At 33.4% G+C, this 26423-nt stretch carries 25 protein-coding genes; 21 read left to right on the forward strand and 4 right to left on the reverse strand.

Annotated elements, in window-relative coordinates:
• The first annotated feature begins 18 nt into the window (after window positions 1-18).
• From metG to BOW57_RS06075, 8 genes are all read left to right on the forward strand, one after another.
• Window positions 19-2154 (forward strand): methionine--tRNA ligase, encoded by a 2136-nt coding sequence (gene metG, locus BOW57_RS06035; RefSeq protein WP_129053380.1) that lies wholly within the window; start codon window positions 19-21, stop codon window positions 2152-2154.
• Window positions 2155-2519: 365 nt separating this feature from the next.
• Entirely contained in the window at window positions 2520-2795 is a 276-nt protein-coding gene (locus tag BOW57_RS06040; RefSeq protein WP_129053381.1) for a hypothetical protein, read from the forward strand.
• Between the two features lie 104 nt (window positions 2796-2899).
• Window positions 2900-3784 carry a DMT family transporter gene (locus tag BOW57_RS06045; RefSeq protein ID WP_129053382.1) on the forward strand — a complete coding sequence of 295 codons (885 nt, stop codon included), beginning with the start codon at window positions 2900-2902 and terminating at the stop codon, window positions 3782-3784.
• Window positions 3785-4068: 284 nt separating this feature from the next.
• On the forward strand, window positions 4069-4776 hold the full coding sequence (locus BOW57_RS06050; protein ID WP_129053383.1) for an HAD family hydrolase: 708 nt from the start codon (window positions 4069-4071) through the stop codon (window positions 4774-4776).
• Window positions 4776-5408 carry a chloramphenicol acetyltransferase gene (locus BOW57_RS06055; protein WP_129053384.1) on the forward strand — a complete coding sequence of 211 codons (633 nt, stop codon included), beginning with the start codon at window positions 4776-4778 and terminating at the stop codon, window positions 5406-5408. The genes BOW57_RS06050 and BOW57_RS06055 overlap by 1 nt, the downstream gene beginning before the upstream one ends.
• A 215-nt stretch (window positions 5409-5623) precedes the next feature.
• Window positions 5624-7096 (forward strand): hypothetical protein, encoded by a 1473-nt coding sequence (locus BOW57_RS06060; RefSeq protein ID WP_129053385.1) that lies wholly within the window; start codon window positions 5624-5626, stop codon window positions 7094-7096.
• A 94-nt stretch (window positions 7097-7190) separates the two neighbouring features.
• A complete protein-coding gene (locus tag BOW57_RS06065; protein ID WP_089058044.1) occupies window positions 7191-7709 on the forward strand; it encodes a ferritin in 519 nt (172 codons plus the stop codon).
• Between the two features lie 360 nt (window positions 7710-8069).
• Entirely contained in the window at window positions 8070-8762 is a 693-nt protein-coding gene (locus tag BOW57_RS06075) for a DUF2461 domain-containing protein (RefSeq protein ID WP_129053386.1), read from the forward strand.
• A gap of 70 nt (window positions 8763-8832) precedes the next feature.
• Here BOW57_RS06075 and BOW57_RS06080 read toward each other — a convergent pair whose 3' ends face one another.
• Complete coding sequence (locus tag BOW57_RS06080; protein WP_089053410.1) at window positions 8833-9162, reverse strand: single-stranded DNA-binding protein; 330 nt, start codon at window positions 9160-9162, stop codon at window positions 8833-8835.
• 174 nt (window positions 9163-9336) lie between these two features.
• Here BOW57_RS06080 and BOW57_RS06085 point away from each other — a divergent pair, with 174 nt between their 5' ends.
• The 11 genes from BOW57_RS06085 to BOW57_RS06135 all read left to right on the forward strand — a co-directional run bounded on the left by BOW57_RS06085 (window position 9337) and on the right by BOW57_RS06135 (window position 21763).
• Window positions 9337-10863 (forward strand): bifunctional GNAT family N-acetyltransferase/carbon-nitrogen hydrolase family protein, encoded by a 1527-nt coding sequence (locus BOW57_RS06085; RefSeq protein ID WP_089053411.1) that lies wholly within the window; start codon window positions 9337-9339, stop codon window positions 10861-10863.
• A complete protein-coding gene (locus BOW57_RS06090) occupies window positions 10863-11210 on the forward strand; it encodes a hypothetical protein (protein WP_089053412.1) in 348 nt (115 codons plus the stop codon). Before BOW57_RS06085 ends, BOW57_RS06090 begins: the two co-directional genes overlap by 1 nt.
• A gap of 13 nt (window positions 11211-11223) precedes the next feature.
• Window positions 11224-13617 (forward strand): M28 family peptidase, encoded by a 2394-nt coding sequence (locus BOW57_RS06095; protein WP_129053387.1) that lies wholly within the window; start codon window positions 11224-11226, stop codon window positions 13615-13617.
• Between the two features lie 4 nt (window positions 13618-13621).
• Complete coding sequence (locus tag BOW57_RS06100; protein WP_129053388.1) at window positions 13622-14041, forward strand: SRPBCC family protein; 420 nt, start codon at window positions 13622-13624, stop codon at window positions 14039-14041.
• Between the two features lie 157 nt (window positions 14042-14198).
• Entirely contained in the window at window positions 14199-15014 is an 816-nt protein-coding gene (locus BOW57_RS06105) for an SDR family oxidoreductase (RefSeq protein WP_129053389.1), read from the forward strand.
• 174 nt (window positions 15015-15188) lie between these two features.
• Complete coding sequence (locus tag BOW57_RS06110) at window positions 15189-15665, forward strand: methylated-DNA--[protein]-cysteine S-methyltransferase (RefSeq protein ID WP_129053390.1); 477 nt, start codon at window positions 15189-15191, stop codon at window positions 15663-15665.
• A gap of 84 nt (window positions 15666-15749) precedes the next feature.
• Complete coding sequence (locus BOW57_RS06115) at window positions 15750-16463, forward strand: 3'-5' exonuclease (protein WP_129053391.1); 714 nt, start codon at window positions 15750-15752, stop codon at window positions 16461-16463.
• A 60-nt stretch (window positions 16464-16523) separates the two neighbouring features.
• Window positions 16524-17597: a winged helix DNA-binding domain-containing protein gene (locus tag BOW57_RS06120; protein ID WP_129053392.1), complete on the forward strand. Its 1074-nt coding sequence runs from the start codon at window positions 16524-16526 to the stop codon at window positions 17595-17597.
• A gap of 111 nt (window positions 17598-17708) precedes the next feature.
• Window positions 17709-19148: a nucleoside recognition domain-containing protein gene (locus BOW57_RS06125; protein ID WP_129053393.1), complete on the forward strand. Its 1440-nt coding sequence runs from the start codon at window positions 17709-17711 to the stop codon at window positions 19146-19148.
• Between the two features lie 210 nt (window positions 19149-19358).
• A complete protein-coding gene (locus tag BOW57_RS06130; RefSeq protein ID WP_129053394.1) occupies window positions 19359-20087 on the forward strand; it encodes a hypothetical protein in 729 nt (242 codons plus the stop codon).
• A 71-nt stretch (window positions 20088-20158) separates the two neighbouring features.
• A complete protein-coding gene (locus tag BOW57_RS06135) occupies window positions 20159-21763 on the forward strand; it encodes a fumarate hydratase (protein WP_129022660.1) in 1605 nt (534 codons plus the stop codon).
• Between the two features lie 157 nt (window positions 21764-21920).
• Here BOW57_RS06135 and BOW57_RS06140 read toward each other — a convergent pair whose 3' ends face one another.
• Entirely contained in the window at window positions 21921-22421 is a 501-nt protein-coding gene (locus BOW57_RS06140; RefSeq protein WP_129053395.1) for a PAS domain-containing protein, read from the reverse strand.
• Between the two features lie 100 nt (window positions 22422-22521).
• Window positions 22522-23604: a DNA polymerase IV gene (gene dinB, locus BOW57_RS06145; protein ID WP_129053396.1), complete on the reverse strand. Its 1083-nt coding sequence runs from the start codon at window positions 23602-23604 to the stop codon at window positions 22522-22524.
• A 140-nt stretch (window positions 23605-23744) separates the two neighbouring features.
• Here dinB and BOW57_RS06150 point away from each other — a divergent pair, with 140 nt between their 5' ends.
• The gene (locus tag BOW57_RS06150) at window positions 23745-24479 is read left to right on the forward strand and encodes a metallophosphoesterase family protein (RefSeq protein WP_129053397.1); all 735 of its coding nucleotides are present in this window, start codon (window positions 23745-23747) and stop codon (window positions 24477-24479) included.
• Window positions 24480-24525: 46 nt separating this feature from the next.
• Complete coding sequence (locus BOW57_RS06155) at window positions 24526-25047, forward strand: DUF6646 family protein (protein ID WP_089053426.1); 522 nt, start codon at window positions 24526-24528, stop codon at window positions 25045-25047.
• Between the two features lie 690 nt (window positions 25048-25737).
• Here the strand turns inward: BOW57_RS06155 and BOW57_RS06160 are convergent.
• Window positions 25738-26394: a 3-oxoacid CoA-transferase subunit B gene (locus tag BOW57_RS06160; protein ID WP_129053398.1), complete on the reverse strand. Its 657-nt coding sequence runs from the start codon at window positions 26392-26394 to the stop codon at window positions 25738-25740.
• Window positions 26395-26423 lie beyond the last annotated feature (29 nt).

Here is a 26423-nt window from a genome sequence, read left to right on the forward strand (position 1 = left end):
ACTCAATAAAATTGAGTTATGATACAAAATCCAAAGAGATATACTATTACAGCAGCGTTACCTTATACTAATGGACCAATCCATATTGGGCATTTGGCGGGGGTTTACGTGCCTGCAGATATATATTCTAGATACTTGCGTTTGCAAAATAAAGACGTTGCGTTTATTTGCGGAAGCGATGAACACGGTGTTGCAATTTCGATGAAAGCAAAAAAAGAAGGAGTTACGCCACAAGAAGTTATTGATAAATACGACGGAATCATCCGTAAATCGTTTGCAGATTTCGGAATTTCATTTGATAATTATTCCAGAACATCGGCAAAAATTCATCATGATACTGCTTCAGAATTCTTTAGAACTTTGTATGATAAAGGCGATTTTATTGAAGAAGTTACAGAGCAATTGTACGATGCAAAAGCAAATCAATTTTTAGCAGATCGTTTCGTAGTTGGAACTTGTCCTAAATGCGACAATCCAGAAGCTTACGGCGATCAGTGCGAAAAATGCGGATCGACTTTGAATGCAACTGATTTAATCAACCCAAAATCGACAATTACAGGTGAAACTCCAATTTTAAAAGAAACAAAACACTGGTTTTTACCTTTAGACAGATATTCTGATTTCTTGACTAAATGGATTTTAGAAGGTCATAAAAACGATTGGAAACCTAACGTTTACGGTCAAGTAAAATCTTGGATCGACGGCGGACTTGAACCTCGTGCGGTAACGCGTGACCTTGATTGGGGAATTGACGTTCCTGTTGAAGGTGCCGAAGGAAAAAAATTATACGTTTGGTTTGATGCACCGATTGGTTACATTTCTTTTACAAAAGAATGGGCTGCTCGCGAAGGAAAAGATTGGGAACCATATTGGAAAGATGAAGAAACGAAACTGGTTCACTTTATCGGAAAAGACAATATCGTTTTTCACTGTATCATTTTCCCAGCGATGCTAAAAGCTGAAGGAAGCTACATTTTACCAGACAATGTTCCGGCAAATGAGTTTTTGAATCTGGAAGGAAACAAACTTTCGACTTCAAAAAACTGGGCAGTTTGGTTACATGAATATTTAGAAGAGTTTCCAGATAAGCAGGATGTTTTGCGTTATGCATTAACATCAAACGCGCCGGAAACAAAAGATAACGATTTTACTTGGAAAGATTTCCAAGCTAGAAATAACAACGAATTGGTTGCTATTTTCGGAAACTTCATTAATCGTGTTGTGGTTTTAACCAACAAATATTATGAAGGTGTTATTCCAACGCCAAACGAATTTACTGAAGTTGACGAAGCTGTTTTAGCAGAATTAAAAGCGTATCCAGCTGTAATTTCAAGTTCGGTTGAGCGCTACAGATTCCGTGAAGCATTAGGCGAATTGATGAATGTTGCTCGTTTAGGAAACAAATATTTGGCAGACGAAGAGCCTTGGAAAGTAATGAAAGACAATCCAGAGCGTGTAAAAACTCAAATGTATGTAGCACTTCAAATTGCTGCGGCGTTGAGCGTTTTGGCTGAACCGTTTTTACCTTTTACAGCTGCAAAATTGTCTAAAATCTTGAATTTAGGTGATCTTAAAGAACATTTTGAAGGATTCAGCAAATTCTTGAAAGAGAAAAATCGTGATGCAAAAGACATCTTTATTGATAAAAAATTAGGTTGGAATGATATTACTGAAAATTCAGATTTGATTCCGGCTGGACATAAAATTGGCGAAGCTGAATTGCTTTTCGCAAAAATTGAAGACGAAGAAATACAAAAACAAATAGACAAATTGGAAGCAACAAAAACGGCTAATCTTGCTGAAAGCAAACAACCTGAACCTCAAAAAGATTTAATTCAGTTTGAAGATTTTGCAAAAATGGATATCCGTATCGGAACTATTCTTGAGGCTGAAAAAATGCCAAAAGCAAACAAACTTTTAGTTCTTAAAGTGGATACCGGAATTGATGTTCGTACAATTGTTTCAGGAATTGCCGAGAGTTTTTCTCCAGAAGAAATCGTTGGTAAACGTGTTTCTGTTTTAGCAAACCTTGCTCCAAGAGCTTTACGCGGAGTTGAAAGTCAAGGAATGATCTTGATGACAACAAATGCCGAAGGAAAACTGGTTTTTGTAAATCCAGATGCTGACGCTCCAAATGGTGAAACGGTAAACTAAACTGATTTTACACATCTAAGCATATCGTTTGTCATTTCGAGGAACGAGAAATCTTCGCAAGTAACTCCGCAATGAGAATCCAATCTTTGTCGAGCTTCTCGCGAAGATTTCTCGTTCCTCGAAATGACAAAATTAGTAGAATTAAAAAAGAATAAAATTCTTACATTTTTCTGTTTCTTTCAAATTTATATTTGTACGTTTGTACTGACAAAATATTTGAAAGACTTTCGATAATAAACTTATTTAAAGTAACAATAAGCGAAACCCTCGTCATGGTGTTGGAGCAGGAAACTGCCCTTGATCTATTCTTTTGAATATTTTGTCACACCTAAAATGAGGGTTTCGTGCGTTAAAAATTTTCGATCATGACAGAAGAAAATCAAAAAACAACAGAAGCAGCTGTAATGACAGCAATGGCAAAATTTTTCTCAGATCTTTGGTTTGTAGATGATTTTAGAGAGCAGCCAGAATATTTGTCCGAAATTTTCGAGACTATTCTGTTAACCAAAATGGGCGACGATCAAGATCTGAGAGTCAGAATGATCAACTCTATTAGAACCAGTAAAATACTGGCTAAAACACTTGGGTCTTTTTCTGATAAAGAAATTAACAATGCCTGCGAGAAAATGATTAAGGCATAAAAACACAAAAAGCGTAAACTCTAAACTGATTTTACGCTTTTTAGTTTCAAAAGTATTTGCTTGTAAACTATCTTTGAAAAATAATACACGATTAAAATCACAAAATGAAACTCACTAAACCAAGATTAGCCCTAATCTGCGGTATACTCTGCATCTCGATTTTCCCGATATTGGTTAAATTACGTTTAACATCAGGATTAATTTCGGCTTTTTACCGAATGTTTTTTGCTGTTATTCTGCTTTTGCCTTATGTGCTTTTAAGCAAAAACTTTAAACTTCCGAGTTTAAAACTTACGCTTTTGGCAATGCTTTGCGGAATTTTATTTTCATCAGATGTTGCGGTTTGGAATATTGCCATTCAGGATTCGAGTGCCACGCAGGCTTCATTGCTTACAAACTTATCGCCGGTTTGGGTAGGAATTGGTTCCTTTTTATTTCTAAAATCAAAACCTGCGACAAATTTCTGGATTGGAACAATTGTTTCTTTATTCGGAATGGTAACTTTGGTTGGTTTTGAGTTCTTTATTGATCTCAATTTCAATCAGGCCTTTCTGTTTGCCGTTTTATCAGGAATTTTATATTCGATTTATCTTTTGGTCAGCAAAAATGTATTATCAGAAGTTGATGTACTTTCCTTTATGACAATCAGTTTATTTACATCGAGCATCTATTTAGGAATTCTATGTTATTCTTTAAACGAACCTTTTACAGGATTTTCAAATACAGGCTGGTTTGTATTAGTACTTCAAGCAGTAATATGTCAATTGTGTGCGTGGCTTTCGATTAGTTATGCCACACAGCATATGCGCGCAACAAGAGTATCGCTGAGTTTATTAAGTCAGGCTGTAATAACATCAATTTTAGCTTGGTTGTTTTTAGAAGAAAAAATAACTTTACAAATGGTTTTTGGCGGTATTATTTTACTTTTCGGAATTAGAATTACGTTTTACGATAAAACTATTTCTTTAAAAAAACTTTTTGCTAAGTAAAGAACAGCTCACAGATTTCCACAGATTTAAAGAATTAACACAGATTATTAATTAATTTTTAAAAAGGTTCTCACGCAGATTTGGCAGATTGAGTAGATATTTTTTTTAATCTTAATATCCCGATAGCTATCAGGAGTGACAAAAAAATTAGTGCAATTCGTGTAATTCGTGGCTAAATATTTTCACACAGATTTAGCAGATTTTAAAAAATCATTTTAATCTCAATAATTTGTGGCAAAAAAACCTGAAACTTGAAACAACAAAAAACCTAAAACAAAAACACTATGTTACATAAAAGCAAAATACCAAACTTAAAGGTAATCGCATTTGATGCCGATGATACTTTATTTGTAAACGAACCTTATTTTCAAGAAACAGAACATAAATTTTGTGCTTTGATGGAAGATTATCTTTCTCATCAAGGTATTTCGCAGGAGTTATTTAAAATTGAAATAGAGAATCTGCCTTTGTACGGATACGGAATCAAAGGTTACATTCTTTCGATGATTGAAGCTGCGATGAACATTTCAAACAACACAATTCCAATTGAAGTTATTGAAAAGATCATTCAATATGGAAAAGAATTGCTTGAAAAACCAATCGAACTTTTAGACGGAGTTGAAGAAACTTTGCAAGCGCTTCACGGAAAATATAAACTGGTTGTTGCCACAAAAGGCGATCTTAAAGATCAGCACAGCAAATTGCATCGTTCTGGTTTGGGTCATTATTTTCACCATATAGAAGTAATGTCAGACAAACAAAATATCGATTACCAAAAACTACTTGGTCGTTTAGACATTAAGTCGCATGAATTTCTAATGATTGGAAACTCCTTAAAATCAGATGTTCTGCCTGTTTTAGAAATTGGAGGATATGCCGTTCACATACCATTTCATACTACTTGGGAGCACGAAAAAATTAATCATAAAATAGAACACGAACATTTTAGTTCATTCGAAAATATAACTGAAGTCCTTCAGAACTTACTATAATGAAAACACTTTTAGATCTAGAAAACTGGAATAGAAAAGAACATTTTGCACACTTTAAACAAATGGAAGAACCATTTTTTGGTGTAACTGTTGAAATTGATTGCACAAAAGCGTATCAAACAGCAAAAGAATTAAATGTTTCTTTTTTTATTTATTACTTACACAAGACATTAGCTGCTGTAAATTCAGTAGAAAATTTTAAATATAGAATTGCCGATGATAAAATTTACGTGAATGATCATATTGATGCATCGGCAACAATTGGAAGAGAAGACGGCACTTTCGGATTTTCATTAATTGAATACAATCCAGATTTTAATTTGTTCAAACAAAATGCTTTAGCCGAAATTGAACGCGTTCAAAATACAACTGGTCTTTTTACAAGATCTTTTGATGATGACAATTTGATTCATTTCTCGGCTATTCCGTGGATAAATTTCACATCAATTTCGCATGCCAGAAGTTACACGTTTCCAGACAGCTGTCCGAAGATTTCTTTTGGAAAAATGATAACTTCTGAAACTGGAAAACGAACAATCTCAATGTCTGTACACGTTCACCATGCTTTAATGGATGGTTTACATGTAGGACAATTTATAGATCGCTTTGAAGAGGAAATGACTAAAAGATAGTTTTTCTTCAAGCTTATTTTGTTCTGCTGCTTTTAAAACGAACAAACAAAATGCGATAAAAAAACTCCAAATAAATTTAAAAGCCCTAAAAGATCTTTTTAGGGCTTTTTTTTATCTTCTTCCAAAGAGAAAGTACAATTATGAAAGATCATTTTCGTTTCGGAATAGAAAATTTATTTCATTAAATTTGGAATGATTTTTGTCTCAAAATACTCATGAAAAAAATATTACTTTTCCTTGTTTTACTCCCTAACTCGATACTGCTAAGTCAAACAGTATTAAACAGTTTTCCGTTAAATTTAAGTAATCCGCTAGAAAATGGTCAGAGCTTAAATATAGAGGATCCAAAAACTAATGAAATATATGTATTTGCCTCAGACAATAACAATATCAATATTTTAAAATACAATAAATCCCTATTTCTAAGAGGTCAGTTTACTGATTCTATAAAAAGTGCCAAAAATGGAATTTTGCTGGGCAGCAGCTTAAGCGAAGACGGAAATCCATCACTGTATTGGAGCTCTCCTGACTATAAAAACTTAAGAATTATTAAGTATTACTTTGATACAAAAGCTTCCAAAACTTTAAGTTTTGATTTTGGTTCTTACAATTCTTATGTTATAAGCCATTTTCAAAAAGACAACTCGTTTTATGTTTTAGCAAAGGAAATAAAAGAGCCGCATTTACTTCTTTTTATATTTAATAATGGAAAATGCGAAATAAAAATGTTTGATTTTTCAGGAATTTTATTTCAAAATAAAAATGACCAACGCTTTTCTTTCAGCACAATTCTCCAGTATTTTCCCATAGAAAAAATGGAATATAACAACTTTAATCCGCTGGACAAAAGTGTAAGCAAAAACAAAATGTATGTTTTAGACAATCACATTCTTTTAACTTTAGATTATAATACAAAAAAAACACAAGTTTTAGATCTTAATCTGGAAACTCAGGAAGTAACTGAGAAAAACTACGATCAGCCTATATCTAAAAAGCCTTCTAAAACTTCAAATTCGTTTTATAACGACAACAAATTATTTCAAATCAGCAGCAATAACGACGAATTTTTATTTGATGTAAAAGACTTGTCTACAGGCAAATCTGTTAAAACAGTTTCTATTTCAAAAAAGGATACTATAAGCTTTAAGAACTCGCCGCTGTTTATTCAAAATAACGGATACAAGCCACAGGAAATTACTACTACAGCCAAATTTCTAAAACAATTATCTGCTTTAAATTCTGGAGTTACGGTTTTTAAAAACAAAGAAAATAGTTTTATCACCTTTGGCGGATATATCGAATATCAAGTCTCGCCTACACCGCGTTTTAATTACAGTGAAAATGATTCTTTCTTTGGATTTGAAGATTACAGTAACTATCCCGCTTATACACAAAGCCGAATGGTTTACTTTGATTCGATGCTGAATCCTAATTATGAGTTTATAAACAATCAACAAACTGAGCCTTTGGCTATTGATAATATATTTTATTTTTTAGGCAGAAGTAAAAACATTATTCTAGAGAACATCATTAAACTAAAAGACTATTCGCTTTTAGGTTATTATGACCTGGGAACAAAACAATATGTAATTCGTAAATTTACCGATGGTTTTATGCGTGAAGACTCCGGAAATCCTATTAGTAATAAAGCCGTTTTTTCGAAAAATTTCCCTATAAATAAGCCTTAATTTTAGTGTAAATTAATCCAAATGCGCCATGTTTTCTCGGTTTCGAAAAAATGGAATGAATTATTTTTTCTAACTTTACAAAAAAGACATCATTATGCTATCAAAAAATATTGAAACGGCTTTAAACAAGCAAATTCGCATAGAAGCAGAATCTTCGCAAACTTATCTTTCTATGGCTTGCTGGGCTGAAGTACACGGATTAGAGGGAATCGCTCAATTTATGTACACACAATCAGATGAAGAGCGTGCACATATGCTAAAATTAGTAAAATATGTAAACGAACGCGGAGGACACGCTAATATTACAGATCTAAAAGCACCAAAAACAAGCTATTCTACTTTTAAAGAAATGTTTGAGGAGCTTTATAATCATGAACTTTTTGTTTCTAAATCTATCAATGAGTTAGTACACATCACTTTTGAAGAAAAAGATTATGCAACACATAATTTCTTACAATGGTATGTTTCTGAACAAATCGAAGAAGAAGCAACTGCTAAATCAATTTTAGATAAAATAAACTTAATTGGAGACGATAAAGGCGGACTTTACTTGTTTGACCGTGATATTCAGCAATTAACAGTTTCGAGCTCAATCGCAATCAATCCAAAATAAAAAAGTTAAAGTTTATTTAGAATACTTAAAAATAACTTTTTTGCTATATATTTGTCTCTGTTTTTATAATACATGAGGAAAATTGGGCAAGAAAGAAAAAGACAAGGACAAAAAAAAGGATAAAAAGAAAAAGAAGAATAAAGCTATCCTTGAGAACATTAAGAAGTTAGAAAACTGTAAATCTTCTTGTTGTGAGAAATACAAAAAAAGCGAAAAGAAACGTTGTTCACGTTGTCCTATGTTTGATTTATTCAAAAAAACTGCTTAACGATATATAGAAAACCCACCAATAGATTTGGTGGGTTTTTAATTTTAAAGTAAATTCATAATCTGATTTTAAAAACGCTTTCTAGACTAAATATGGAAAATCACATAACTATACCAAAATCCAGCCTTGATTTTTTGTCTCACCTTAAAGAAAACAACAACAAACCTTGGTTCGATGCACATAAACCAGACTACTTAAAAGAATTAAATCATATTGAAACTTTTGCAGGCGCGTTATTACAGGAACTTTCTAAAACTGATCTTATAGAAACGGCTTCTGGAAAAAAAAGCGTGTACAGAATTTATCGTGATATTCGTTTTTCTAAAGACAAAACTCCTTTTAAAACCTTTTGGGGCGGTAGTTTTACGCGAGCAACAAATGAAAGACGAGGCGGTTATTATTTTCATATCGAAAAAGGAAATACTTTTGTCGGCGGCGGTTTTTGGGGACCCAATGCAGCAGATTTAAAACGTATAAGAAGCGAATTTGGTCACGATTCAGAATCGTTTAGAACGATCTTGAACTCTAAATCTTTTGTTTCAACCTTTGGAACTTTACAAGGCGAACAACTTAAAACAGCTCCAAAAGGTTTTGATACAACTCACGAAGCAATTGATTTACTGCGCTACAAACAGTTTCTAGTTCTTCGCCGCTTTACCGATGAAGAAGTGTTGAGTACTCAATTTTTAGAAGAGGCTTTAGAAACTTTCAAGAACATGAGACCTTTTTTAGATTATATGAGCGAAGTATTAACAACAGATACAAATGGTGCTTCCATTCTATAGCTATCATAAAAAAAACAAACAGGCTTTAAGACCTGTTTGGTTTAGCTTGAATAAATTGATTGAGCGATTATTAACTCAACAGCAAAATCTCGTTTACAACAACTTCAGTAACATATCTTTTCTCTCCGTTTTTATCATCGTAACTTCTGTGGGTTAATTTACCCTCGACAGCAATCTCTTTTCCTTTTACAACAAACTTTTCAATGATTTCGGCTGTTTTACCCCACGCTGTCACACGATGCCACTCTGTTTTTTCTACTTTATCACCTTTCTCATTCTTATAAATTTCATTTGTAGCGATTGTTAAATGTGCTACTTTTTTACCTGTTTCTAACGTTTTAATTTCTGGATCATTTCCTACGTTACCAATTAATTGTACTCTGTTTCTCATTGCATTCATGGCTTTTACTTTTTTAAATGTTCATATAAAGAATTCGTTGATCAAATTCAACAAGGCAAAGATGCGATCGACCGCAAAAAATATTCGGTTATAAACTACTTACTTTCGGTTGTAAATACTTGTAAACGTTTGTAAGTGGAAATCTTTTTGTATATTTGAGATAAATCCTACGATATGCAAGCAGAAATCAAAAAAGTAGAACTACGAAATTTAGCTCTTGAAGATTACAAACAATTGAAAAACTCAATGGTTGAAGCGTATCCTGAAATGGCCAATTCGTATTGGAGATCTAGTGATATTAAAAAATTACTTTCGATATTTCCCGAAGGACAATTAGTCATTCTTGTCGATGGTGTAGTTGTTGGATCGGCATTATCGCTTATTGTTGATGAAAAACTAGTCGATAAAAGACACAACTACAAACAAATTATTGGCGACTATACGTTCTCAACTCACAATCCTAATGGAGAAATTTTGTACGGAATTGATGTTTTTATTCATCCCAACTATCGAGGTCTTCGTTTGGGCCGACGTCTTTACGATGCGCGAAAGGAACTTTGCGAACAGCTTAATCTAAAAGCCATTGTTTTTGCCGGAAGAATTCCAAACTATAATCAATACGCTAAAAAATTATCTCCAAAGAACTATATCGAAAAGGTTAAAGATAAAGAACTTCATGATCCTGTACTTTCTTTTCAGCTCAGCAATGATTTTCATGTATTGAGAATTATTAAGAACTATTTAGAAGGTGATGAAGAATCAAAAGAATTTGCGGTTCTATTAGAATGGAACAACGTTTATTATGATGAAAGTCCTAAACTTATAAATCTAGAAAAAAGTGTTATTAGATTAGGATTAATTCAATGGCAAATGCGCCAATTAAACAATGTTGAAGCTCTTTTTGAACAGGCGGAATTTTTTATAGATGTTGTTTCGGGTTACGGAAGTGATTTTGCACTGTTTCCAGAGCTTTTTATTGCGCCTTTAATGGCCGATTTTAATCATTTATCAGAAGCCGAAGCAATTAGAGAACTAGCGCGTCATTCAGATCCAATTCGAAAGCGTTTTCAAGAATTTGCTATTTCGTATAATATCAATATTATAACTGGAAGTATGCCGCATTTGGAAAATGGCAATTTATACAACGTTGGTTTTTTATGCAAAAGAGACGGAACTTCTGAAATGTATTCAAAAATTCATATCACTCCAAATGAAGTACAACATTGGGGAATGAAAGGCGGTTCTGAATTTAAAACCTACGATACAGATTGCGGTAAAATTGGTATTTTAATTTGTTATGATGTCGAATTCCCAGAACTTTCAAGATTATTGGCAGATGAAGGAATGAATATTTTATTTGTTCCGTTTTTGACCGATACTCAAAATGCGTACACGCGTGTAAAACACTGTTCGCAAGCTCGTGCTATCGAAAATGAATGTTATGTTGCTATTGCCGGCTGTGTTGGCAATCTTCCGAAGGTAAATAACATGGATATTCAATATGCACAGGCTTCTGTATTTACGCCTTCAGATTTTGCTTTTCCTAGTAATGGAATTAAAGCGGAAGCAACGCCAAATACTGAAATGACATTGATTGTAGATGTTGATTTAAATCTGCTCAAAGAACTTCATGAACACGGAAGCGTTAGGGTTTTAAAAGACAGAAGAACAGATTTGTATGAAACTAAAAAAATAAATTAATGAAAACGTGCCTCGAATGTTCAGAAAAACTTGTTGGCAGAGAAGACAAAAAATTCTGCTCAGACAGCTGCCGAAATGCCTACAACAATAAAATAAATAAAGACAGTAACAATTATATGCGTAATGTAAACAATAAATTACGAAAAAATTACCGTATTTTGTCTGAGTTAAATACTGATGGGAAATCAAAAGCAACAAAAGATAAAATGATTAATAAAGGCTTTGATTTTGATTTCTTTACCAATATCTTGCTGACCAAAACAGGAAATACCTACTATTTCCTATACGACCAAGGATATCGCTCTTTGGACAATGATTATTATATGCTTGTTAAAAAAGAAATTTAGTTTAATACTCATCATGAAAAAAAACCCAGCCTCAATTCTGGCAGTAGTCTGCATTTTAACCTTTTTAGGCATTATTTATGCCGCAATGATGCCGCAATGGCTGTCAAAAAATGATGAAGCACTCGCTGATTTTTCGACCGAAAGAGCCTTCAATCAGGTGCAGATTATCGCTCAGAAACCACATTATGTTGGGTCAACAAATCATGAATTAGTAGCAAACTATCTTAAGCTTGAACTTAATCGAATTGGTTTAGAAACTAGTGTTCAAGAAGGTTTTACACTAAACGACAAAGGTCTTTTAGTAAAATCAAAAAACATTCTAGCCCGTATTAAGGGTACTAATAATACTAAAGCACTTTTACTTTTATCGCATTACGACAGTGCTCCGCACTCCTTTTCAAAAGGTGCAAGTGATGATGCATCGGGCGTAGCCACAATTCTAGAAGGAATTCGTGCTTTTTTATACGCTAAACAGCCTCAAAAAAATGACATTATTATTCTTTTCTCAGATGCTGAAGAATTAGGTTTAAATGGCGCTGCACTTTTTGTAAACAAACATCCATGGGCAAAAGACGTTGGTCTAGTTTTAAACTTTGAAGCCAGAGGAACTTCGGGACCAAGTTATATGTTAATGGAAACAAACAAAGGCAATCAAACGCTAGTTCAAGAATTTTCGAAGGCAAAAACAGCTTATCCCGTTTCTAACTCGTTAATGTACAGCATCTATAAAATGCTGCCAAACGATACTGATTTAACTGTTTTTAGAGAACAGGGAAATATTCAAGGATTCAACTTTGCTTTTATCGATGGACATTACAATTATCATACGCAGCAAGACGATATTCACCATTTAAGCAAAACTACGCTGGCGCATCAAGGATCTTATTTAATGCCTTTGCTGAAATATTTTGCGAATACAGACTTGAACAAAACTTCATCCACAGAAGATAATGTATATTTCAATATTCCGTTCTCATTTATAAGCTATCCGTTTTCATGGGTTGCACCAATGACTCTTATTGCTTTTGGTTTATTGATTATTCTTATTTTTATTGGAAAAGCAAAACGTATAATTACTTTCAGAGAAATATTCAAAGGTTTTGTTCCGCTTTTAGGATCTATAATTACTGCTGGATTAGTTACTTTTTTAGGTTGGAAAATTATCTTAGAAATCTATCCGCAATATTCTGATTTACTAAACGGATTTACTTATAATGGTCATGCTTATATTGGAGCATTTGTAACACTGAGTATCGCCATTTGTTTCGCCTTTTATCATCATTTTTCAGATGCAAAAGCAACTATGAATCATTTTGCGGCTCCTTTGCTGCTTTGGATTATTATAAATGCTTTTTTAGCAAACAGCTTAACTGGCGCAGGATTTTTAATTATTCCTGTTTATTTTGGAATAGTATTATTCGCAATCTACGTTTTTACTCAATATTCCGGCTTGGGTTTAAACTTGATTTTTAGTATTCCTGCATTGGCAATTGTAGCGCCATTTATTGTGATGTTCCCAATTGGTTTGGGCTTAAAAATACTTTTTGGAAGCGCAATTTTAACCGTTCTTCTTTTCGGATTATTGCTTCCAGTTTTTAACTCTTTCATAAAAAAAGGCGTTTGGCTTATCGTTTTCTTTGCCTGCTCGATAGGATTTTTCGTTTACGCGGGTTATCATTCTGGATATGAACCAGGAAAGGCAAAATCAAATAGTTTATTATACATCTACAATGCAAATTCAAACTCAGCAATTTGGGCTACTTACGATACAAATCTAGATGATTGGACAAAAGCTTATCTAGGAGAAAAAAATCAAAAAGCTCCAGGATTAAATAATCTGCCGCTAAGCAGTAAATACAGCTCAGGTTTTACATACAGTGCAATTGCTCCAGTTGTTGATGTGCCAAAACCAACTATTTCTTTTATTAAAGACAGCGTTGTGGGCAATAATCGCTATTTAAAAATTAAAATTACTCCTAATCGAAAAGTAAATCGATACGATATTTATGCTAACCCAAAAATGACATTTTACAACTTTAAGGCAAATGGCGTTTCGACTTCGGGCGAAAAAGGAAATCGTTTAGAGCGAGAAGGAATGCGTCTTTTATGTTACTATGTTGTAGGCAATGAACCTCTTGTTTTGGATTTCTATATTAATAAATCGTCTATTTTTGATATGGATTTAATAGAGAGTTCTTTTGATTTATTATCCAATCCGTTGCTTAAAATCAAACCTAGAAGCGACTGGATGATGCCGACACCTTTTGTTTTAAATGATGCGGTTTTAATTCAACAAAAAATAAAACGATATACGCCGCCGGCACCAGTTTTACCGCCTGCTGCAACTGTAAAAGACTCTACAATTATTGCAAAAGACAGTTTAAAACCAGTTATTAAACAACAATAGTTTTATGGCAACAAACATTTCAACTACAATATTAAATGCATCTATTGAAAAAGTTTGGAATGCATTGACAAAACCAGATCTGGTAAAACAGTGGCAATATGGCAGCGAACTTATTGCAGACTGGAAAACAGGTAATGAAATACGTTTTAGAAATGAATGGGAAGGTCAAGTCTTTGAGCAATGGGGAAGTATTTTAGAAATTGTTCCAAATCAGAAAATAAAATACTCTTTGTTTTTTCCACGTCCAGAATTAGAGGACAAACCAGAAAATTATTTCATAATGAGTTATATTTTATCTGAAGAAAGCAACAAAGTAAAACTACAAATAATTCAAGAAGACAATCGTCCTGGAGCCGTTCAAGAAGAACCTCAAGGTGACGAAAATCCAATACTTCAAAGTTTAAAAACTTTAGTCGAAAATTAAATCTCAGGGCAGGCTTTAAAATTAAGTACTGCCTTTTTTTTGAGAAATTATCTCGGCTAGATCTTTAGTTGTTCCTGCAAACATTCTGCGACAGTCATAAAAAGTCTTTTATAAGTTTTAACTTTGAGCTTTTTCAACTTTGAATCTTTACACGAAAATGGCAAAAATAAGCATACTGGGCTGCGGGTGGCTGGGTTTACCTCTGGCTAAAAAACTAATTGAAACAGGAAATTCGGTAAAAGGATCAACAACTTCTGAACATAAACTTTCAATTTTAGAAAATGCAGGCATAGATCCTTTTTTAGTTTCGGTTGAGCGTGACGGAATTTCAGAAAGTATAGACGCTTTTTTAGACGGAAACGAAATTTTAATTATTGATATTCCGCCCAAATTAAGAGAAAACAACTCTAATTCTTCCGATAAAATTTTTGTCAAAAAAATAGAAAATCTAATTCCCTTTATAGAAAATGCAGCGATCAAAAAAGTACTTTTTGTAAGTTCAACTTCTGTATATGGCGATGAAAATAGTTTAATTACAGAAGAAACAAACCCAAATCCAGAAACCGAAAGCGGCCGTCAATTGCTTCTGGCGGAACAGATTCTTCAAAAAAATCAAAATTTCGAGACCACAATACTTCGTTTCGGCGGATTAATTGGGGCAGACAGACAACCTGTAAAGTTCTTAGCCGGAAAAGAAAATCTTAAAAACCCAGATGCGCCGGTAAATCTTATTCATCAAAATGACTGTATTGGCATAATTGAAGCGATCATCACACAATCAAAATGGAATGAAGTTTTTAATGCCGCTGCACCTTTTCACCCTTCACGAAAAGAATATTACACTCAAAAAGCAAAAGAATTGAATTTAGCTTTGCCAATATTCAGTTCTGAAAAATCAGATATAAAAAAGACTATTTCAAGCGAAAAAATTCAAAACGAATTAAACTATCAATTTAAACTGGAGAATTATTAAAGACGACTAATGTCAGGCTGAGCGAAGTCGCAGTCCTTTTGTTTTATAAGCCCTCGACTTCGCTCAGGGTGACAATAGTGTAAACTTTACTAACTTTAGTAAAACGAACAAAAACTTAAATTTCTTATATCACTTATATGGTTTAACTTTGTTTAACGTTTTTTGCAATAAATTATGGAAACAGTTTACATCAATTCACCATTAGGAATCACCAAAATTATTGGAGATGAAAATGGTATTTCAGTAATTTCAGTTTCAGATGTTGGCACAAATGAAGTTTCTGAAACAATTCCTGAGGTTTTGCAAGAAGCCGTTTTCCAGCTTCAAGAATATTTTGAGGGCAAAAGAACCGATTTTGATTTGAAACTAAATCCGAAAGGCACCGAATTCCAGCAAAAAGTGTGGAAATCATTACTTGAAATTCCGTATGGAAAAACGGTGAGTTATATGGATCAAACTAAAAAACTGGGCGATGTAAAAGCGATTCGAGCAGTAGCTTCGGCAAATGGAAAAAACCCGCTCTGGATTGTAGTTCCCTGTCATCGTGTTATTGGTACAAATGGTTCTTTAACAGGCTATGCCGGCGGATTATCTCGTAAAAAATGGCTTTTGGAACATGAAAGTCCAAGTACACAGCAAAGCTTGTTTTAAAAAAAATAGGTTAATTCTTATATAACGATTGATTTTTGTACTTTTATAAATCTAAGAAGTCTAAAAATCTAAGATGTCTAAATAATGATTGAAAAAATAAACCTCAACAACATTCTCTTTCTAGATATTGAAACTGTTCCAGAAGAAGAAAATTTCAATTCGCTTGATGCAGAAATGCAGCTGCTTTGGGATCATAAAACGCAATATCAGCGCAAAGACGATTTTACTGCAGAAGAATTTTACGATCGTGCTGGAATTTGGGCCGAATTTGGAAAAATCGTCTGTATATCTGTCGGTTATTTTACTATTAAAGGCGACATTCGTAATTTTAGAGTGACTTCTTTTTTTGGAGAAGAGAAAAAGATCTTGAAAGACTTTAATAATTTATTGAACAATCATTTCAATCAGCCGCAGCATCTTTTGTGCGGGCATAATGCAAAAGAATTTGATATTCCGTTTCTAGCCCGCCGAATGATTATCAACCAAATTGCAATTCCAGACAAACTAAATTTGTTTGGCAAAAAACCTTGGGAAATTGCGCATTTAGACACTTTAGAATTATGGAAATTTGGCGATTATAAGCATTTTACATCTTTAAAATTACTAACTAAAATTCTAGGCGTTCCATCTCCAAAAGGAGATATTGACGGCAGTCAAGTGGCTCATGTGTTTTATGTTGAAAAAGATATCGATCGAATTGTGACGTATTGCGAAAAAGATACGATTGCCGTTGCTCAGATTTTTCTTCGTCTGCGTCGTGAAGATTTATTGATTGACGATGAAATTATTCACGTTTAATTTTTAAGGTACAGAGGCACAAAGGTGCAGAGATGCAAAGTTTATTTTGATATTTTAAAAATGACACATTCGGAAATTTCACATCATCGTCTTGTTTCTCAAAAATTGCATAAAACAACTAAATGTTCTCCACAAGAAATTGTATACTATTTAGGTGCGATGCAAGCGCAAGATTATGCCATGGCAAAATGGGCTGTGGGATCTCGATGCGATGCATCTGAAAAAGAAATTGAAGAAGCCGTAAATTCTTGCAAGATTATCAGAACCCATATTTTAAGACCGACTTGGCATTTTGTTTCGGCAGATGATATTTATTGGATGCTTGATCTTTCAGCACCGCAAGTAAAAAAATTCACTGCTTCAGCCGCAAAAAAATATGGTTTTGATTCCAAAAAACTAGATCAGATTAATTCTTCAATCGAAAAATTATTGGCGCGAAACAATCATCTGACACGAGATGAAATAATGCAGGAACTAGATATTAAAAAAACTTCGAAAGAAGATTTTTTAAGTGCCGCAATTATGATGAATGCAGAACTTGATGGTTTGGTTTGTAACGGAAAAATGAATGGCAAACAAATTACGTATGCACTTCTTGAAGAACGTGTTGAACGGCCAAATACTAAACTAACAAAAGAAGAGGGACTGGCAAAACTAGCAAAACGCTATTTCGAAAGTCATGGCCCGGCAACTTTACTAGATTTTTCGTGGTGGTCTGGTTTTTCGCCTACAGTCTGCAAATTGGCGATTCATTCAATCGCATCAGAATTGAATTCAGTTGAAATTGAAAATCAAACTTATTGGTTTGGTTCTGATGTTTCTAATGAAAATATTTTCCGCGAAAGCGTACATTTTCTTCCAGCTTTTGATGAAATTCTCATTTCATATAAAACTCGTGAAGCTTCAATTTTATTAGAACATCAAGCTAAAGCCTTTACCAATAACGGTATTTTTAAACCCATAATTATGGAAAACGGAAAGGTTATTGGAACATGGAAAAGAACGATCAAAAAAGATCACGCAAAAATTGAAACTCTGTTTTTTAATGAAATTAAAAACTCCAAAAAAGAAATACTCTTTGAAGCAATTAAGCCTTTTGAAAATTACCTCGAGACTAAAATTATCATTGAATAAATCATAATTTCACTAAATGATTATTAGTTGTGAGAGATACTTTTGTTTCGATTATAAAATCTTTGTGCATTTTATCCCTAAATAATTACATTTACAAAAAAAAGCAGCATTATGGTATTAAGTAGATTCTGGTTAGTCATTTTTATTTCTTCGATTGTCTTTATTGTAGTCAGTTTATTTACTGCCAATACTTATACTATTGATTCTGTCTTAAATGGAAAGAAAGATGATCCGATTTTAATTTCAGAAAAATACATTGAGCAGCTTCCTGCTTTTATCAAGGACAGTATTAAAAAAGCGCCAGATCAAACGATGATTATCAATCGTGATACGCTTAATGCTGACACAACTTATGTTTATAAAAACAAAACGGTAAAAATTTTCAGCGGTCTTCAAAAATCGGATGGTTTACTTCCAACTTGTAAAACTACTTTACTCGATTTAATTCTGCCTCTTATGGCATATCTAGCCTTTTTCTGCGGATTAATGGAACTTTTAATTGTTTCTGGAGCATCTGGAAGACTGGCTAAAGTATTAAGTCCTGTGTTTGTAAAGGTATTTCCGAGTATTCCTAAAAATCATCCCTCAATATCTTATATGACTTTAAACTTTGCTGCTAATTTCTTAGGATTAGATTCGGCTGCAACTCCATTTGGACTTAAAGCTATGGAAAGTTTACAGGAAATAAACCCCGACAAAGACAAGGCGAGTGATGCTCAAATTATGTTTATGTGTCTTCACGCTTCTGGATTAACATTAATTGCGACTTCTATTATTGGATATCGTGCGGCAGCTAATGCAACAAATCCAGCCGATGTTATGCTGCCTTGTATCATTACATCCTTTATTGGCACAATTGCAGCTTTTTTAATTGTGGGAATTAAACAAAAAATTAATTTTAAAAGCGCTTCTCTACTTATCGTATTAATGGGATTAATTGCTGCTATTGTTGGCTTGCTGATGTATGTAAATCATTTAGATTTAATTGGAAAAAACTACTTTACTTCTAACCTTTCTGGTTTGATATTAATTGCAATTATTGCTTTTACTTTGATTTTTTCATTCATTCACGAGAAAAAATTTACGGATGCCAATACAACCGTTTTTGAAACATTTGTAGTTGGCGCGAACAATGGGGTAAAAACCGGCGTTACTATTTTCCCTTATGTATTGGGTATGTTAGTCGCTATTTCTTTATTCAGAAACAGTGGTTTATTTGAAATTATAAGTGATGGAATTGCTTTTGTATTTTCGAATATGGGTGTGAGTAAAGAAATCACAAATGCTTTGCCTGTAGCAATGCTTCGTCCATTTAGCTCAGCAGGATCTCGAGGGTTTTTGATTGATTCTATGAATACTTTTGGAGCAGATTCATTGACGGCTAGATTAAGCAGTATTTTTCAATGCAGCGCCGAAAGTACTTTTTATGTAATTGCCGTTTACTTTGGGTCTGTCAATATCAAAAACACACGTTATGCTTTGGGAACAATGCTTTTGGTTGATTTGATTTGTGTGATTACAGCGATTTTTGTAGCTACATGGTTTTTTTAAAATATGTGGCAAATTTCAAAATTAATATGCCTCTTAATTGGAAATAGTATTAAATGGATTTACTATGCAGGAAAAAAACCAATAAAGGAAGTCGCAAAAGAAGATAATGAGATTATCGGCTTTGTAATTCTAATACTTTTGTTTTTCTTTCTATACTCGTTTAATAAATCAAAGACATAATTGATATAATTAGATAATAATTTAATCCCCATGAATTTAAAATACCTTTTATTTTTACTGCTTTTAATAAGCTGTCAAAAACCAAAACCTGAAACGCAACTTACAAGTACAACTACAGAACCTAAAACCGAAACAACTGCTGTAAAAGAACATTTTCTAAAAACAGATACCATTTCAATTTCTGAAGGGGAAGAAAACTCAAAAACCAATTTTATTTTAGCTCATCTATTAAATCAAACGGCAGATAAAGACAGCATTGTAACTTCAAAATACCGACTTGATTTCTATGTAAATAAAACTAAAGTCACCGATTCAAAAATTTCAATTAACGGCGTTGATAAAGGGTCTGAATGGGGAGCAACATATGGATTAAATTCTACGGCTTCCAAAAATTCTCCTTTTGTTCGAATTACTTTTGGGTATCCTGCCTGCGGTTACAGCCAAAATAATTATTTGTTTTATTTAAAAAACAGTGACTTACAACTGGTTCATGAATGGGATTCTATGCTCGATGGCGGTTGGGGAAGCTGGGTTGAGTTTGACAATCCTAATGCAAAATCTAATCCTGAATCTTTTTATTGTAAAACCGTAACCTATTTCCCTGAAGACGATAATGACGATATGGGAACCGTTTCACATTATGACTCTATTGCTTTTCGCTTAACTGGCAATCATTGGAAAAAGCAATTAGTTTCGACCAAAGACAAGGTTTATTTCGAGAAAAAAGTATCATTTGACGAATTTCACAAACGAGAATAAACACTCAAAAACAAGTCTTATTCAAATTCTTTCTTAGGTAAATAATTTCTAACTTTGTAAAAAACAAAGCAATGATTGATTTTATATACCAAGATCCTTATCCTATTTTAAAGGATGATACGCAATACCGCAAAATCACTTCTGATTTTGTAAAAGTGGAACAATTTGGAGAACGTGAAGTTCTTACTGTTGACCCAAAAGGTTTAGAGTTATTGGCTGAAGAAGCTTTAACTGATGTTTCGTTTATGCTTAGAACGACGCATTTACAGAAATTAAGAAAAATCCTTGACGATCCTGAAGCTACAGATAATGATCGTTTTGTGGCTTACAATTTACTTCAAAATGCTTCTGTTGCTGCCGAAGGACAGTTGCCAAGCTGCCAAGATACCGGAACTGCAATTGTAATGGCAAAAAAAGGTGAAAGCATTTTTACTGGTGTTGATGATGCAGAATGGTTAAGCAAAGGAATTTTTAATACCTATCAAAAACGTAACTTACGTTATTCGCAGATCGTTCCAATTTCGATGTTTGAAGAAAAGAATTCAGGTTCAAATCTTCCGGCTCAAATTGATATTTATGCTAAAAAAGGAGCTTCTTACGAGTTCTTATTTATGGCAAAAGGCGGAGGTTCTGCAAATAAAACATATTTATACCAACAAACTAAATCTTTATTAAACGATAAATCTTTAGATGCTTTTATCCGCACTAAGATTAAAGATTTAGGAACTTCAGCTTGTCCGCCATACCATTTAGCTTTGGTTATAGGAGGAACTTCTGCTGAAGCAAATTTAAGCGCTGTTAAAAAGGCTTCTGCAGGCTATTATGACCATTTACCAACTTCAGGAAACATGGCTGGTCAGGCGTTTCGTGATCACGAATGGGAAGAACGTGTACAGCAAATTTGTCAGGAAAGTGCAATTGGCGCTCAATTTGGAGGAAAATATTTTACACATGATGTTCGTGTAATTCGTTTACCTCGTCACGCTGCTTCTTGCCCAGTTGGATTAGGAGTTTCTTGTTCAGCCGATAGAAATATCAAAGGAAAAATAACGAAAGACGGAATTTTTGTTGAGCAATTAGAAGTGAATCCAAAACAATTTTTACCAGAAACAGCTCCGCATTTAGAAGCTCCGGTTGAAATTGACTTAAATCAGCCAATGGCAGATATGCTGGCAAAACTATCTCAATATCCTATCAAAACACGTTTAAAGTTAAACGGAACTGTAATTGTAGCACGTGATATTGCACATGCTAAAATTAAAGAGATGCTTGAAGAAGGAAAACCAATGCCTGAATATTTTAAAAACCATCCAGTTTATTATGCTGGACCAGCGAAAACACCAGAAGGAATGCCTTCAGGAAGTTTTGGCCCAACTACGGCTGGTCGTATGGATGTTTATGTGGATGAATTTCAAAAACATGGCGGAAGCATGATTATGCTTGCAAAAGGAAATCGTACTAAACAAGTTACTGATGCTTGTCATAAATACGGCGGATTCTATTTAGGTTCGATTGGCGGACCAGCAGCTATTTTGGCTCAAGATAACATTCTAAAAGTAGAAGTTGTTGATTTTGAAGAATTAGGAATGGAAGCAGTTCGAAAAATCACCGTTAAAGATTTCCCAGCTTTTATTATCACTGATGATAAAGGAAATGACTTCTTTGAAAATTTATAATTTTTTTTAGATGCTAAGGAACTAAGGTTCTGAGCTGCTAAGATTTTAAATAAAAGAACCGCCAATTGGCGGTTTCTTTTTTACTATAATTTTAAGGTATGTACCCTTTTATGATTTTCTTTTATGACTCTGACCCTTTACAACTTTGAACCTAAAACTAAGCACTTTGATCTTCTTTTTCGAAAGCTATAAAATGAGAAACTTTTCCTTTTAGATTATAAACAGGTATTGCATCAATGTTGCATTTGTAAACTTTTCCGTCTTTTTTATAGTTTTTAAGGGTTTTATTGAATGGAACTCGCTGTTGTATTGCTTCTCTTATTTCATTTAAAACCACTTTTGATGTAGCCGGCCCTTGAAACATTTTTGGTGTTTTTCCTAAAACTTCATCTTCTGTATATCCAGTCATTTTTTTTATTCCATTTGAAGCGAAAATAATTTTCAAATTCAAATCTGTAACCAAAACAACTTCCTTTGTTATACGCTCTTCGATATCAAAGTTTTCCTGATTCCAAACGAACTGATTGGAGATTTTATTCATTCTTTTTAAGTCTGCAAGAAATGCTTTGAGTTCTCTAAAATACTCACAATGAAAATCCCACGCCAAAATAGGAACTGAATTACGATCCGAAGTCTCCTCAGATAAGTTTGTTTTCATGCTCAGATATTTGATTTTATCTAAATTTCAACTCAAATATAAGAAGAAAATTCATCACAAATAAAGAAACGAAAACAATTTTAATCAATTATTAATCTTCTCAAAAAGAAAACTTTAACTGTACTACAACTGCTTTTTTTTCTTCAGTGTTTAAATTATTTAAAGAAATACCGAGCAGTCGAACGGAATCTTTCATTTTTTCCTGATATAGCAATTCTTCAACAATTTCGATAATCAAACTTTTATCCGAAATAAAATAAGGCATCGTTTTACTTCTTGTCTGCTGCGTAAAATCGCTGTATTTTATTTTAAGTGTAACTGTTTTTCCCGAAATATTATGTTTTTTTAATCGCCTTTCTAGTGAAGATGCAATTTTATCAAGCTGCTCCAACATAAAAATCTCAGACGATAAATTAACATCAAAAGTATGTTCTGCCGCCACCGACTTGGTAATACGATGTGCTTTTACTTCGCTGTTATGAATTCCTCTAACAACATTGTAATAGAAACCCCCAGACTTCCCAAAATGTTTCTCCAGAAACTCCAGCGATTTGCTTTTTAAATCTAATCCTGTAAAAATGCCCAATTGGTACATTTTTTCTGTTGTAACTTTTCCCACACCATAAAACTTTCGAATAGGCAGATCTTCTAAAAAAGTTAAAATTTCATCTGGATTTACCGTTTTCTGTCCATTAGGTTTATTAATATCACTGGCAATTTTTGCTACAAATTTATTAACTGAAATTCCAGCCGAAGCGGATAGACCAACTTCATTTAAAATCCTAAATCGGATTTCTTGTGCCAATAAACTTGCGCTGGGATTTCCTTTTTTATTTTGAGTAACATCCAAATAAGCTTCATCCAGTGAAAGCGGTTCAACTAAATCTGTATATTCATGAAAGATCTTATGAATTTCACTAGAGATTTCTCTATATCGATCAAATCTCGGGCGGACAAAAATAATTTCTGGACAGTATTTTTTGGCTAAAACTCCGCTTATTGCACTTCTAACACCAAACTTTCGAGCTTCATAACTTGCTGCAGAAACCACTCCTCTATTCTCTGAACCTCCAACTGCAACAGGTTTTCCCCTCAGCATTGGATTGTCCATCTGTTCAACAGAAGCATAAAAAGCATCCATATCAATATGAATAATTTTTCGATATGTTGGCAAGTCTGACATAATGCAAATTTAAACAGGAAACCTATAACTAGAGAGCTTCTGCTGTTATAAATAGTATCAATTTTTAAAGATTAACAACTAAATGATTCCAAACAAATCATTTTATTTATTTTTGTAGTTAATACCCGAAATTTTTAAAAATGCGAACATTTGTTATAGGCGACATACACGGAGGATTACTCGCACTTGAGCAAGTGATTAAAAAAGCTCAAGTTACTACAAAAGATACTCTTATATTTTTAGGTGATTATGTTGATGGCTGGAGTCAGTCAGCAGAAGTGATCGATTATTTGATTGACTTAAAAAGCAAACAAAACTGCATCTGCATTAGAGGAAATCACGATCAATTGGCTTTAGAATGGCTTGAAAACAGACATGATGATCTTGATGAAGAAATGTGGTATAAACATGGCGGAAGAGCAACTGTTGAAGGCTACGCTAAAGTATCTGAAGAAAAAAAGAAAACACATATTGCTTTTTTAGAAACTCTTAAAGATTATTATTTAGATGATCAAAATCGTCTATTTGTACATGCCGGTTTTACTAATTTAAATGGTGTTGTTTGGGAATACTTTCCGAAACTGTTTTATTGGGACAGAACGCTATGGGAAACTGCGCTTTCATTAGATCCAAACTTAAAACCAGATGATTTGTACTATCCGAAACGTTTTACGGTTTATAAAGAAATCTATATTGGGCATACACCTGTTACCCGAATTGGGCAGACTGTACCTGTACAAAGGGCTTGTGTTTGGAATGTTGACACTGGCGCTGCTTTTAAAGGCCCGTTGACAATTATGGATATTGATACTAAAGAATTCTGGCAGAGTGATCCGTTGAACGAATTATATTCCGACGAAAAAGGTAGGAATTAGCGTCTAATAAATTAAATTTGCACTCAATAATTAATATTTAAGTTTTATGAAAAAGGTTATTACATTTTTGTTTTTAGTAACAGTTAGTTTTACTCAGGCGCAGCAAGCATTTAAAGGAAAAGGTGATATAAAAGTAAACGTTGGTGCTAATATACAAGATGGAGGTTCTGGAATTCAAGGGTCTGTAGATTTTGGTTTAGGAGAAAATTTCTCTTTTGGATTTGTTGCCAATTATTTACTTGGTGTAGATGATTATACTTTTTATAATAATCAAATTTCAAATACTAAAACTCCTGATTTTGGAGATCGTTTTGATGCCAAAGCAAGAATTAATGCTAATTTAAGCAGTGTTATTGGCGTAGAACAATTAGATGTTTACCCGGGTTTAAGTTTAGGATTACATAACTTTGGAGGTCACATTGGCGGACGTTATTTCTTTACAGATGGTTTTGGAGTTTTTACTGAAATTGGATTTCCAATTGCAAAATACGGAAGTAATGATGGTGTTTTTGATCACTTAAACAACCAAACGACTTTTAGTTTAGGAGCTTCTTTCAATTTAGATTAAGCTTTTAAGTTCCAAAGGCTCAAAGTGGCAAAGGGACAAAGTTTTTAAAAAGAAAAAAACCGCCTTATTGGCGGTTTTTGTGTTTTATATCTAAATTTCTGACACTAGTCTAAGTTTTCTTTTTAACATAAAAATAAAATCATTTAATGTAGTGGAGTAGTCTTCATTTGAATCCTCATCAATCAAAAATTCGGAAAGGTCTTTTTTTCGATGATAAATCAATAAGGAAGAGTAATTTATACCTATACTCGGAGCCCAATTTACAAATGACATCAGAAAGAAATAGAATATCAAAACCCTAATAAAAACAAAGAACTTCCGAAAACCTTTACTTAAACCATTTTCATTATTTTCTCTAAAAGCTTTAATGGTAAAATAAAGCAGTTGAATTATAAAAATCGGTATAAGAATATTCGACAGATGTAATAAACACCGAACATCTATCAAAAACATTAACAATGCTATAAAATTCGAAATTGCTGTATTTATTATGAAGAAATAACTTCCCCATTTAATATCTATTTCAAACTTTTCCAAATTTGCGTGTTTTTTAAGTCAGAGCAAATGTAAATAAAAGATTACACTCTATTAATGCCCTCTCGGAAATAAAAAAAATCTTCATTCAAGAAAGTTCTCTTTATCTAAATCACTGTTTACACCTTTGTGCCTCTGAGTCTTTGAGCCTAAAAATCAAATCGCCATTTCTGAAATTTCACCCTCAATAATCAAATCGGCTTCAGTTGAAGCAATGATATGCTCGACAGAAATGCCTGGCGCTCGTTCTAAGAGCTTAAAACCTTTTTCTGTCACTTCGAGAACCGCCAACTCAGTTACAACCTTTTTAACGCATCCTACGCCGGTTAATGGCAAAGTACATTTTTTTAAGATTTTAGATTCTCCTGCTTTATTCACATGCATCATGGCAACAATGATATTTTCGGCAGAAGCCACCAAATCCATTGCGCCCCCCATTCCTTTTACCATTTTACCAGGAATTTTCCAGTTTGCAATATCTCCATTTTCTGAAACTTCCATTGCACCTAGAATGGTCAAATCTACTTTTTGACTGCGTATCATTCCGAAGCTAAAAGCCGAATCGAAAAAACTCGCACCCGGAAGCGTTGTTATAGTTTGTTTTCCTGCATTGATAATATCTGCATCTTCTTCGCCGGCAAAAGGAAAAGGTCCCATACCGAGAACTCCATTTTCGCTTTGAAATTCAACTGCAATATCTTCTCTGACATAATTTGCAACTAAGGTTGGAATCCCAATTCCTAGATTCACAAAATACCTGTCTTTTACTTCTTTCGCAATTCGTTTTGCGATATCTTCTTTACTAAGTCCCATAATAATGTGTCAATTTGGAAATTAGACAA

It is taken from the genome of Flavobacterium sp. YO64, assembly GCF_004119505.1.
Taxonomy (GTDB): Bacteria; Bacteroidota; Bacteroidia; order Flavobacteriales; family Flavobacteriaceae; genus Flavobacterium; species Flavobacterium oncorhynchi.